10 protein-coding genes are annotated in these 12264 nt (G+C 62.7%); 1 reads left to right on the top strand and 9 read right to left on the bottom strand.

Annotated elements, in window-relative coordinates:
- Positions 1-285: 285 nt before the first annotated feature.
- From JQ558_RS21435 to JQ558_RS21475, 9 genes are all read right to left on the bottom strand, one after another.
- Positions 286-663 carry a hypothetical protein gene (locus JQ558_RS21435; RefSeq protein WP_212294892.1) on the bottom strand — a complete coding sequence of 126 codons (378 nt, stop codon included), beginning with the start codon at positions 661-663 and terminating at the stop codon, positions 286-288.
- A 77-nt stretch (positions 664-740) separates the two neighbouring features.
- A complete protein-coding gene (locus JQ558_RS21440; RefSeq protein ID WP_212294894.1) occupies positions 741-2702 on the bottom strand; it encodes an acetyl-CoA carboxylase biotin carboxylase subunit in 1962 nt (653 codons plus the stop codon).
- A gap of 5 nt (positions 2703-2707) precedes the next feature.
- Entirely contained in the window at positions 2708-4324 is a 1617-nt protein-coding gene (locus JQ558_RS21445) for an acyl-CoA carboxylase subunit beta (protein WP_212294895.1), read from the bottom strand.
- 94 nt (positions 4325-4418) lie between these two features.
- On the bottom strand, positions 4419-5285 hold the full coding sequence (locus tag JQ558_RS21450; RefSeq protein WP_212294897.1) for a 3-keto-5-aminohexanoate cleavage protein: 867 nt from the start codon (positions 5283-5285) through the stop codon (positions 4419-4421).
- A gap of 110 nt (positions 5286-5395) precedes the next feature.
- Positions 5396-6217 (bottom strand): AraC family transcriptional regulator, encoded by an 822-nt coding sequence (locus tag JQ558_RS21455; RefSeq protein WP_212294899.1) that lies wholly within the window; start codon positions 6215-6217, stop codon positions 5396-5398.
- A 193-nt stretch (positions 6218-6410) separates the two neighbouring features.
- Positions 6411-7067 (bottom strand): glutathione S-transferase family protein, encoded by a 657-nt coding sequence (locus JQ558_RS21460; RefSeq protein ID WP_212294901.1) that lies wholly within the window; start codon positions 7065-7067, stop codon positions 6411-6413.
- 80 nt (positions 7068-7147) lie between these two features.
- Positions 7148-8359: an acyl-CoA dehydrogenase family protein gene (locus JQ558_RS21465; protein WP_212213325.1), complete on the bottom strand. Its 1212-nt coding sequence runs from the start codon at positions 8357-8359 to the stop codon at positions 7148-7150.
- Positions 8360-8393: 34 nt separating this feature from the next.
- Positions 8394-9548 carry an acyl-CoA dehydrogenase family protein gene (locus JQ558_RS21470; RefSeq protein ID WP_212294903.1) on the bottom strand — a complete coding sequence of 385 codons (1155 nt, stop codon included), beginning with the start codon at positions 9546-9548 and terminating at the stop codon, positions 8394-8396.
- 138 nt (positions 9549-9686) lie between these two features.
- Positions 9687-10841, bottom strand: a complete 1155-nt coding sequence (locus JQ558_RS21475; protein WP_212294905.1) for an acyl-CoA dehydrogenase family protein — start codon at positions 10839-10841, stop codon at positions 9687-9689.
- Between the two features lie 157 nt (positions 10842-10998).
- Between JQ558_RS21475 and JQ558_RS21480 the strand changes: the two genes are divergently transcribed.
- Complete coding sequence (locus tag JQ558_RS21480) at positions 10999-12207, top strand: ABC transporter substrate-binding protein (protein ID WP_212274124.1); 1209 nt, start codon at positions 10999-11001, stop codon at positions 12205-12207.
- Positions 12208-12264 lie beyond the last annotated feature (57 nt).

Genomic DNA, 12264 nt, shown 5'->3' on the forward strand with positions numbered 1-12264 from the left:
AGGAGCAGCACAGTTGTCGGGAGCACCAAAATGACTCCCAAAAGTCTCTGTCTTACATAATTTGAAGTCTGCTCATCCTTGGGAATCATCTCCCAAGTAAGGTGCTCCCAGAGGCTGTTCCTTTTCGAGGGCCTGATACCCCGTGCCCACAGATACCCCTGCACGCTCAGTATCGTTATCAACGCCGAGAGCAACAACAACCAAACGCTTCGCGTCATCTATGATTCCAAGAGGGAAGTTACGTTACCGCAAACCCATATTGGGACCCTACGCTACTGCGGCGGATCAGTTCAACTTGCTCGATTGCGTTTCAGGGCGGGCGTTGAGCTGGGCCTGCAGCTGAGTAATCAGCTTCTGCGTGTCCTCCTTCGAGAACATGTAGTGGAGCCAGCCAAACCGGGAATCCCGGATATGAAGAACGGTATTGCCCTGCATCAGCTCGGGCTCGGTGCGCCAAGCCGGATACGGCACAGCCTCGCACTTCTGGCCGGTCTGGTAAGTCGAGGGAGTTTCCGGCTTCATCCGGGCTCGAAACTCTCCAAGGTCTTGCATCATCCGGCCGGCACCGTCGGCATCCATTTTTATTGCAACTGGCGGGGTGGAAGGGAACGTGATCGTTACCGTCTTGAAGTCGTCGTCCAGTTTCCAGCTTACGCCGCTCATTAGCGTCTCCAATGCGTGACGATTTTGGGCAGCTTACGCTTGAAGCGCGGAAAATGCTCCACTATTGGAAGGTAAAATCAGGCCACCGCCTCGATCTCCACCACGATCTTCCCCGTCGTCACCTGCTCGCCCTCGGCGACATCGATGGCCGCGACTGTGCCCGCAACACCCGCGGTATGCACATGCTCCATCTTCATCGCTTCCAGCGTCATGACAGGCTGGCCGGCCGTGACCTGCTCGCCCGGCTTGACCAGCACGGCGACAACGCGGCCGTTCATCGCCGCCCTCACCTTGCCGTCGCCGCCGCTGGCCGCGGCTGACACCGGCGCGGCCAGCGTCAAATCGCGGACCGCAATCGTGGCACCGCGGTGCAGGAAATAGAGCCGATCCCGGTCACGCAGGAATTTGACGGACTCCGCAAGACCGTCGCGGCTGAAGCGGATGGTGTCGCCGTCGACGGCGTGAACTTCGATTCGATAGAGCGTGTTGTTGAGCCCGCGATAGCTGCCGTCACGCTCGCGCACGATCTCGATCTCATGGACCGCGCCGCCGATCTCGACACGAACGGGAACCGGGAACGCCGCCGCCAGCGAACGTCCGGGCTTCCACTTCGGCGCCGAGGGATCGGTGACATACAACAGCAACGCCGCAAGCTCGGCATCCGAAGCTGCATCCTTGCGCGGCGCCAGCAATTCATCGCGGTGGCTGCCGATGAACGCCGTGGTCGCCTCGCCCGCGGCAAAACCGGGATGGCGCAGGCATGAAATCAGAAAGCCCTGATTGGTGGTGACGCCGAATGCAGCCACCTGCTCCAGACCGACGATCAGCTTGCCCCGGGCTTCATCGCGGGTGGCGCCATGGCTGATGATCTTCGCGATCATCGAATCGTAGAACGGCGGAATCTCGGAACCGGATTGCAGCGCATGTTCGACCCGGATACCGTCCGGCATCTGCCACAACGCCATCGTGCCGGATTGCGGCATGAAATCATGGCCGGCATCTTCCGAACACAGCCGCACCTCGATGGCATGACCGGAGAATTTGATGTCTTCCTGTACCAGCCCAAGCGGCTCGCCGCTGGCGACGCGCAGTTGCAGTTCGACCAGATCGAGGCCCGTGATCGCTTCGGTGACGGGATGCTCGACCTGCAGCCGCGTGTTCATTTCCATGAAATAGAACTCGCCGCTGCCATCGAGCAGGAATTCCAGCGTGCCGGCGCCCTCATAGCCGATCGCCTTGACGGCTGACACCGCAACGGCGCCCATCCGCGCCCGCAGCTTCGGCGACACCGCCGGCGACGGCGCCTCCTCGATCAGCTTCTGGTGCCGCCGCTGCACCGAGCAATCGCGCTCACCGAGATGGACGGCGTTACGGTAGCGATCGCCGAACACCTGAATTTCGATATGGCGGGGATTGACGATGGCGCGTTCCAAAATGACTGTGGGATCGCCGAACGCGCCCTGCGCCTCCGACCGTGCGCTGCGCAGTGCATCCGGAAATGCCGCGGCGTCGGCCACGAGCCGCATGCCGCGCCCGCCGCCGCCCGCCACCGCCTTGATCATCACGGGAAAGCCGATCTTATTGGCTTCCGCCAGCATCACGGCGTCGCTCTGATCCGCGCCCTGATAGCCGGGCACGCAGGGCACGCCGGCCTTTTCCATGATCTCCTTGGCGCCGGCCTTGTTGCCCATCGCCCGGATCGCTTCCGGCGACGGACCGATGAACACCAGCCCAGCGTCGCGGCAGGCTTGCGCAAAATCTTCGTTCTCGGCGAGGAAGCCGTAGCCAGGATGCACCGCCGTGGCGCCACTGGCTTTGGCCGCCGCGATGATCGCCTCAATCCGCAAATAGGATTGCGTCGGCAGCGCCTCACCGATCCGCACGGCTTGATCCGCTTCGCGGACATGCAGCGCGTCGCGGTCGGCATCCGAATAGACCGCAACCACGCCATAGCCGAGGCGGCGCGCGGTGCGCATGATGCGCAGCGCGATCTCGCCGCGGTTGGCGATCAGGATTTTGAAGAAAGGCGTCGGCTTCATGACAGTCATGGCCGCGCGACCGAGAATTGCATGCGCTGGGGTTGCCGCGCCTCCGCCTCGCGACAGATCGCCAGCACCTCGGACAAGATGCTGCGGGTATCGCGCGGATCGATCACGCCGTCATCGAGCACGCGTGCCGAGGTCGAGAACACGTCCATCTGGCCGTCGAACACGCCTGTTATCTGCGCCTTCATCGCCTCCAGCTTTTCCTTCTCGATCGGCTTGCCACGCCGCGCAGCCGCTGCTTCGGTGACGATCGCCATCGTCTCCGCCGCCTGCTCGCCGCCCATCACGGCGGTCTTGGCGTTGGGCCAGGAGAAGCAGAAGCGCGGATGGAAGCCGCGCCCGCACATGCCGTAATTGCCGGCGCCGAACGAGGCGCCGCAATAGATGGTGATCTGCGGCACGGTGGCCGAGGTCACCGCCTGGATCATCTTGGAGCCGTGCTTGATCATGCCGGCTTCTTCGTAAGCCTTGCCTACCATGTAGCCGGTGGTGTTGTTCATATACAAAAGCGGCGTGCGCGACTGGCAGCAGGCCTGGATGAAGTGCGTCGCCTTGTTGGCGCCGGGCACGTCGAGGGGACCGTTATTGGTGATGATGCCGATCGCCTGCCCCTCGATGCGGGCGTGGCCGCAGATGGTGGCGGGGCCGTAACTGCTGCCGAATTCGGTGAAATCGGAATCGTCGATGAAGCGCGCGATCGCCTGACGCATGTCGACCGGACGCTTGTGGTCCATCGGCATGATGCCAAGCAATTCCTCCGCGTCATAGCGGGGCGGCCGATACGAGGTTTCAGCCGGTTTTGGCCGGTCCCACTGCATGTTGGTCATGATGTCGCGCGCGATGCGCAGCGCGTCGCGGTCGTCCTCGGCGAGATAATCGCCGAGGCCGGAAATCGAGGTGTGCATCTCGGCACCGCCAAGCTCTTCCTCGGTCGCGATCTCGCCCGTCGCGGCCTTGAGCAGCGGCGGTCCGGCGAGGAAGGCGCGGGTGCGGCCGCGCACCATCACGATGTAGTCGGAGAGCCCGGTCTGATAAGCACCGCCCGCGGTAGACGAACCATGCGTCACCGTGACGACCGGCAAGCCCGCCGCCGACAGCCTGGCCAGGTTGCGAAAGATATTGCCGCCACGGATAAAATCCTCAACGCGGTAGCGCAGTAGATTGGCGCCGGCGCTTTCGACCAGTTGCACGTAGGGCAGCTTGTTCTCCAGCGCCAGTTCCTGCACGCGCAAGGTCTTGTCGAGGCCGTAAGGCTGCAACGCGCCGGCGTCGATGCCGGAATCATTGGCGCTGACCATGCAGCGGATGCCGGCGACGAACCCGATGCCGGCGATCGCCCCGCCGCCCGGGATGCTCTTGTCGGCATCCGGCACGTCGAACATGTAGCCCGCCAGCGTCATCAATTCGATGAAGGGCGCGCCGGGATCGAGCACCAGCGCGACGCGCTCGCGCGGCAACAACTGCCCGCGTTTGTGAAAGCGGTCCTTGGCGGCAGCGGAGGCGGCGCGCGTCCGCTCCTCAAGCCCGCGCATGCGCGCGATCAGCGCCAGCATGCCGTCGCGGTTGGCCTTGTAGCCGGTGCTGCTTGGGGCGATGGTCGATTCGATGATGGCCATAAATGTTCCTGGTCGTCATTCCGGGGCGTCCGAAGGACGAACCCGGAATCTCGAGGTTCCGGGTTCGATGCTTCGCATCGCCCCGGAACGACAATTAATGCCTCGTCCCAAATATCTGCCGTGCCTCAGCGGGGCTGGCGATCTCCCTGCCAGCGCGGCGGGCGCAGGCGGCGATCGCTTCGATCAATTGGCCATTGGAGGTCACCTTGGTGCCGTCGGCGAGATAGAACGTGTCCTCCAGCCCGGTGCGCAAATGACCGCCGAGATCGGCGCAGCGCTGGTGCAGCGGCCAGATTTCGGCGCGGCCAATGGCCGTGACCTGCCAGTGCGCTTCCGGCAATTTGAGCTTGAGCAGGATCGGCAGCAGATCCGGATCGGCCGGCATGCCGGACGCGACGCCCATCACGAAATTATACTCCAGCGGCCCTGAATACATGCCGGTCTGCCGGTACATACCGACACAACGCACGATGCCGACATCGAAGCATTCGAACTCCGGAATCGTGCCCGCGACCTTCATCACGTCGAGATAGTCCTGCACCTTCTCGACCGCGTTATCGAACATCATCGGCGGCCAGGCCCAGGTGTTGTCGGATTTCACCTTGAGGTAATTCAGCGACCCGGCGTTGCAGGCCGCGATCTCCGGCTTGGTCTCGCGCACGCAATCGAGCGCGCCGCCATAGTTCGGACCCGAGGTGCCGGTGGTGTGGTTGATGATGACACCGGGACAGGCCTCGCGCACCGCCTGCTGAATCTCTTTGCTAACGCTGACGTCCCATGACGGCAGATGGCCCTTGCCCGCCTCCTGCTGACGCAGATGGATGTGCATGATGCTGGCGCCGGCGTTGAAGGCAGCCTTGGCCTCGCGCGCCATCTGTTCGGGCGTCACAGGCACGTTGTGCTGTTTCGGGTCGGTCAGCACGCCGTTCAGCGCACAGGTAATGACGGCCTTGTCGCTCATGGATCAGCCTTCAAGAATGGGCGGAAGTCGCCCTTGTTTTGGCGTATGATCTGTTCGGAGAACCGCTTCACACTTTTCCGGATCATGCGCTGGCGATCATGCGGCCCGCATCAACCCGCTTCTTGCGTCCACCCGCTATTGGCGCCGCCGGTGCGATTGCTGCGGTAGATCGCCAAGTCGCGCGAGCCGGAAAAGATCGCGCGCGGCTTCAAGCCGTAGAAGCGGCGGATCGAGTGGCTGAAATGCGTGGAGTCGGGATAGCCGATATCCTGCGCGAGATGCGCGAGGTTGATGTCCTGGTTGGCGAAGTGCAGCAAATGCCGCGCCCGCTTCCAGGCGCGGAACGAGCGGAACGAGATTCCGGTCTCTTCCTTGAACAGATGCAGGAAGCGCGACGGCGAGAGGCCTGCCTCCGCGGCGCAGCTTGCGGCCGTCACCGGTTCGCCGCAGAATTTTCCGATCTGCACAATCGCGCGGGCCACGCGTGGATCGAGCACGCGCTGCGGCAAGGCTTCGCCAAGGCACAGAAAGTCGAACTCGGCGCTGGAGAAATCGTCGCCCGCATGATGCTCGCGCAAGGCGAGATAGGCGGCGCGAATGCGGTCGGCAAAGGCTTTGCCTTCAGGCCCCGACAGCCGCGCGGCGAGGTCTTCGAGCACGCCGGGACAAACGCTTTCCGGCTCGATCACGACGCTCAGCACCGAACGATAGTCGCTGGCGATGGTATGCCCTGTGTTCGGCAGCATCGCGACCATCTCGGCATGGCTCTCACGACCATCTGATGTGGTGAGCCACAACCCGCCTTCGATCGCGACATAGATGTTGAACGCACCCGAGCAGCGTTCCCGCGGCCGGCCGAGCAGGCCCGCGTAAAACACGCGCTCCGGAGTGATCAGCATCAGATGGCCCGATTTGCGGCCGATGTCGTCCATGGTGCATCCTCCTCGCGCGGCTCTTGGGCCGCTGCGATGGGGCAACCATAGCGGAAATTGGGGGGCTGTCACGGACGCAAACGACGTCATTCCGGGGCGCGAAGCGAACCTCAGATGCGCAATTGCGCATCGGGGAATCTCGAGATTCCGGGTCTGGTGCTCGCGCACCATCCCGGAATGACTGCGTTTCTAATCAGCCCCGAACCCGCGGCGCCACATTCTGCTCGACGCCAGCCTTCTGTTCCGCGGCCACCGCCCGCTTATAACCGTCACGCGCCTGCAACCGCGCCCAATAGGCTGCGACATTGGGCCCGAAATCCTTGGCCAGCCCGATATTTCCGGCCAACCGCAACGCATAACCGTTGGCGATATCGGCGGCGGTAAAGCGGTCCGCGCAGAGCGTTTCTGACTTGCCGGTGGCGGCTTCCACGGCCCGCAGCCGCCCGAGGAACCATTTTGCATAATCCCCCGCCACCTGCGGATTGCGGCGCTCCTCCGGCTCGAGCTGGCTGTATCTCAGCACCAGCGTTTGCGGAAAGGTCAGCGTGGCGTCAGAAAAATACATCCAGTTCAGGAATGCGCCATAGGCCGGCTCGTCGGGCCCGACGATCAGCGGCGTCGGGCCATATCTGGTGCCGATGTAGTGGCAGATGCCGGACGATTCCGTCATTTTGGTATCGCCATCGACCATGAAGGGAATGGTGCCGAGCGGATTGATCGCGAGATATTCCTTGGCGAACACCCGCGGCGGAAACGGCAGCATCTTGAGCTCATAGGGCAGCCCGAGCTCTTCCAGCATCCAGAGCGGGCGGAACGAGCGCGCTCCGTCGCAGTGATAAAGCGTGATCATCAGGCGTTTCCCCTCAATTTCGATTCAGGCCAGTTTGGGGCGCCGAAGCGGCGCCCGCAATATCATCTTGGCGCCGCGCCTCAGGCATTGCTGTGCTTGCGCAGTTCGAGGCGGGCAATCTGGTTGCGATGAACCTCGTCCGGACCGTCGGCGAGGCGGAGCAGGCGAGCCGTAGCATAGGCCGCAGCCAGGCCGAAATCGTTGCTGGTGCCGCCGCCGCCATGGGCCTGAATGGCCCAATCGATCACCTGGCACGCCATGTTGGGCACCGCGACCTTGATCATCGCGATCTCGGCCTTGGCCGCCCGGTTACCGACAGTATCCATCATGTGCGCCGCGTTGAGCGTAAGGAGCCGTGACTGCTCGATCATGATGCGCGATTCCGCAATTCGTTCCTGCGTGACGGTCTGCTCCGAAACCGGCTTGCCGAACGCAACCCGGCTTCTGGTGCGGACGCACATCTTTTCCAGCGTCCGTTCGGCGAGCCCGATCAACCGCATGCAGTGATGGATACGGCCGGGACCGAGACGCCCCTGTGCGATTTCGAAGCCGCGGCCCTCACCAAGCAGCATGTTGGTGGCGGGCACGCGGACATTCTCGAACACCACTTCCGAGGCCCTGTCAGGCACGCCATAGAACCCGAACACCGGGATAGACCGCAGCACCTTGACGCCTGGCGTGTCCATCGGCACCAGGATCATCGACTGCTGGCGATGGCGATCCGGATTATCGCGATCGGTCTTGCCCATGAAGATGCAGATCTTGCAGCGCGGATCGGTCGCGTTGGTGGTGTACCATTTGCGGCCGTTGATGACGTAATCATCGCCGTCGCGCCGGATGGAACTCTCGATATTGGTGGCGTCGCTGGAGGCGACCGCAGGTTCGGTCATGGCAAAGCAGGAGCGGATTTCGCCAGCCAGCAGCGGCTTGAGCCAGCGCTCCTGATGCTCGCGCGTGCCGTAGCGCGCCAGCACTTCCATGTTGCCGGTGTCGGGCGCCGAACAGTTGAAGACTTCAGGCGCGAGATGCGAGCGCCCCATGACTTCGCACAGCGGCGCGTATTCGAGGTTGGTCAGACCGGCGCCGTGTTCGCTCTCCGGCAGGAACAGGTTCCAGAGGCCGGCCTCCCGCGCCTTCGGCTTCAACTCCTCGACAACCGGGAAAACCTTCCAGGCTCCCAGCTCTTCCGCCTCTTTGTAGAAGCGCTCTTCATTCGGATAGACGTGGCGATCCATGAAGGACTGAAGGCGATGCTTCAGCTCGGTGACCTTCTGGCTCTCCTGATAGAGCATATCGATATCCGTTCATGGTTCGGTAAGTTGAATTTTACTTCGCTCCCGGCAGCGTGCCCATCATCTTGCACAAGACCGTCAGCATCACTTCATCGGCGCCGCCGCCGATCGAGGTCAAGCGGCTGTCGCGATAGGCGCGGCTGACGTGTGTTTCGTTCATAAAGCCCATGCCGCCCCAGAATTGCAAACAGGCATCGGTGAGTTCGCGTCCCAGCCGTCCGGCCTTGAGCTTTGCCATGGTCGCAAGACGCGTGACGTCCTCGCCCGCGATCAGCGCCTCGGCAGCGCGGTAGATCAGCGCCCGCAACAGCTCGACCTCGGTCTGCATTTCCGCAAGCTTGAAATGAACCACCTGGTTGTCGAGGAGGGTCTTGCCGAACGCTTTTCGGTTGCGGGTATATTCGATCGTCTCGGCGATAATGTACTCATGCGCCTTCAGGCACGCCGCGGCGCCCCACAGCCGCTCTTCCTGGAACTGCACCATCTGGTACGTAAAACCCTTGCCCTCCTCGCCGATGCGGTTGCGCTTCGGCACCCTGACATTGTCGAAGAAAATCTGCGCGGTGTCGGAAGAGCGCATGCCCATTTTGTCGAGTTTTCGCGCGACCTCGACACCCTTGGTTTTCATGGGCACGCAGATCAGCGACTTGTTGCGATGCACCTGCCCATCGCTGGTATTGGCGAGCAGGCAAATCCAGTCCGCCTTTACGCCATTGGTGATCCACATCTTGCCGCCATTGATGACGTAATCGTCGCCATCCGAGCGCGCATTGGTCTTGATCGAGGCGACATCGGAGCCGGCGCCCGGTTCGGACACACCAATGCAGGCGACCGCATCGCCCGCGATCGCGGGCGCCAAAAATTCACGACGCACTTCATCGGAACCGAACCGAGCCAGCGCCGGGGTGGCCATGTCAGTCTGGACCCCGATCGCCATCGGCACGCCGCCGCAATGGATGGCGCCGAGCTCTTCGGCCATCATCAGCGCGTAGCTGTAATCGAGCCCCTGCCCGCCAAACTCCACGGGCTTGTTGAGCCCGAGAAAGCCGAGATTGCCGAGCTTCTTGAACAGCGCGTGCGAGGGAAACTGTCCGGCCTCCTCCCATTCGTCGACGAAGGGATTGATCTCGGCGGCGATGAATTTTTGCAGGATACGACGGGGTTCGTCGTGGTCGGCGGTGAAGAGCATTTTGTCAGTCTATCCCTCGTCATTCCGGGATGCGCCACTTGGCGCAGGCCCGGAATCCATACTCTCGATCGTGGTTATGGATTCCGGGCTCGCTCGCTTCGCTCCCGCCCCGGAATGACGGAAGTGCGAGCGTATCTCTCACAATCCCATCTGCCTCGACGCCAGATCCTTCATGATCTCCTCCGTGCCGCCGCCGATCGCGTTGACCTTTACCTCGCGGTAGATGCGCTCGACCTTGATGCCCCGCATGAAGCCGGCGCCGCCGAAAATCTGCACGGCTTCAGAGGCGCAGAACGCCATGGTCTGGGTCGCCTGGTTCTTCATCATGCAGATCTCGGCGACCGGGCTTTCGCCCTGTCCGAGCCGCCATGCCAGCATCTCCAGCATCGCTTGCGAGGCCGCGACTTTTTGCGCCATGTCGACCAGCTTGTGGCGGATCACCTGGTGCTGCGCGATCGGTTTGCCAAAGGTGTGGCGCTCCCTGGCGTAGGCAATTGCCTCCTCGACGCAGACGCGCGCATAGGCCGTACAGCTCGCCGCCATGCCCATCCGTTCGCTGTTAAAATTATGCATGATCAGCTTGAAGCCCTGACCTTCCTCGCCGAGCAGGTTTTCGACCGGCACACGGCATTCGTCGAAATGCAGCGTCGCTGTATCCGACGCCCACCAGCCCATCTTCTTGAGTTTGGTGCGCGACAGCCCTGGCGTATCGCCCTCGATCAGGAGCAAGCTGACGCCGCCGGCGCCCTCACCGCCGGTGCGCACGGCGACCGTGAGATAATCGGCCCGCATGCCGGAGGTGATAAACGTCTTCTCGCCGCTGACGACGTAATGATCGCCGTCGCGGCGCGCCTTGGTGCGCAGATTGGCGACGTCGGAGCCGCCGCTCGGCTCGGTGATCGCCAGCGCCGATATCTTCTTGCCGGACAGCACCTCCGGCAGCACCCGCGCCTTGATTTCGGCGCGGGCGGCACGCGCGATCGGCGGCGCGCCGATGGTGTGGCTCATCAGGCTGGAGGAGACACCGCCAGCGCCGGCGCGCGCGAGTTCCTGCGAGGCCACGATTTTCATGAACTGGTCGGCAGCGACGCCGCCATATTCCTCGGGGAAACCGAGCCCCAGCAGGCCGATCTCGGCCGCCTTGGCGTAAAGCGCGCGCGGAAACTCGCCGGCTTCGTCCCATTCATGGGCATAGGGCTCGATCTCACGCGTCACAAAGCGCCGCATCACGTCGCGAAACGCTTCGTGATCCGCGTTGTAAAACGGGCTGTTCGCCGTTGTCCGCTCCTGCATGCCGTCCTCCCGATGGAATCACGATGCCCTGAATCGGCCTGCGTAAACTTGCGTTGAGCGGCTGGCGACTCAACGCAAGACCGGTTCCCCGGCCATGCCCTAGCCTTCTGCAAAAAAGCAATAACACAAAATCGGCAAAACGCCGGGGAGATGAAGCATGATCCGATGGAGCCAATCTGTCCCGGCCATTTTCCTCGCGCTGTCGCTCGTCGCATCGTCAGCTGCCTTCGCGCAACAGCCCGGCATCACCGCTACCGAAATCAAGTTCGGCAACATCATGCCGTATAGCGGCCCGGCCTCGGCGCTCAGCGTCGTCGGCAAGGCCTTTGCCGGCTATTTCGACATGGTCAACGAGAAGGGCGGCGTCAACGGGCGCAAGCTCAACATGGTCTCGCTTGACGACGGCTTCTCGCCGCCGAAGACGGTCGAGGCGACGCGGCGGCTGGTCGAAAGCGACAACGTCGCCTTCATGTTCGGCACCATGGGCACCGCGCCGAGTTCGGCGACCGCAAAGTACCTCAACAGCGCCAAGGTGCCGCACCTGTTCCTGATCTCATCCGCGTCGAAATGGAACGATCCGGTCAACCAGCCCTGGCTGATGGCGCTGCCCTGGGCGCCGAATTACGTCGAGGAAGCCGGCATCGACGTGCGCTATGCGCGCGCCAAAAATCCCAATGCACGCTTTGCGATCCTTTACCAGAACGACGACGCCGGGAAGGATTATTTGCGCGGCGTGAAAGAGGCGCTTGGGGCCGACGCCGACAAGGCGATCGCGCTGGCATCGAGCTTCGAAGTCGCCGATCCCAGCGTGGATTCGCAGATCCTCACCCTTGCCAATACCAAGGCCGACGTTTTCCTGATCTACAGCGTGACGCCGCGCGCCTGCGCGCAGGCGATCCGCAAAGCCTATGAGACCGGCTGGCGTCCGATGCGCTTCATCTCCTCGGGCTGCGCCAACAAGGAAACCGTGATGGTGCCGGCGGGCTTGGAGGCCGCGAGCGGCATCATGTCGGTCGGATCGCTAAAGCCCTATGCGGCCGACTCCAAAGATCCCGACCTGATCGCCTACCGCGAATTCATGAAGGCGCGGGTGCCGAATGTCGATCCGGCGAATTTCGCCGCCGGATATGGCTACATGGTCGCCCAAGCGCTGGTGGTGGTGCTGGAGCAGTGCAAGAACGATCTGAGCCGCGAGAACATCATGGCGCAGGCCGCCAACCTCAGGGATGTGCAACTGCCGCTCTTGATGCCGGGCGTCAAGCTCAACACCTCACCGAAAGACTATCGCCCCATCAAGGACGGCTACATGGTCGAATTTCGCGACAACCAGTTCAACGTGATCAGCGAATTGCTGCGGGGTTCGTGAAGTGGCTCGCTCCCTCGCCCTCAGAGTCTGACTCAATCGCACACGAGACCGCGGGTG

This window comes from Bradyrhizobium sp. AUGA SZCCT0160 (assembly GCF_018130105.1).
In the GTDB taxonomy this organism is placed as follows: Bacteria; Pseudomonadota; Alphaproteobacteria; order Rhizobiales; family Xanthobacteraceae; genus Bradyrhizobium.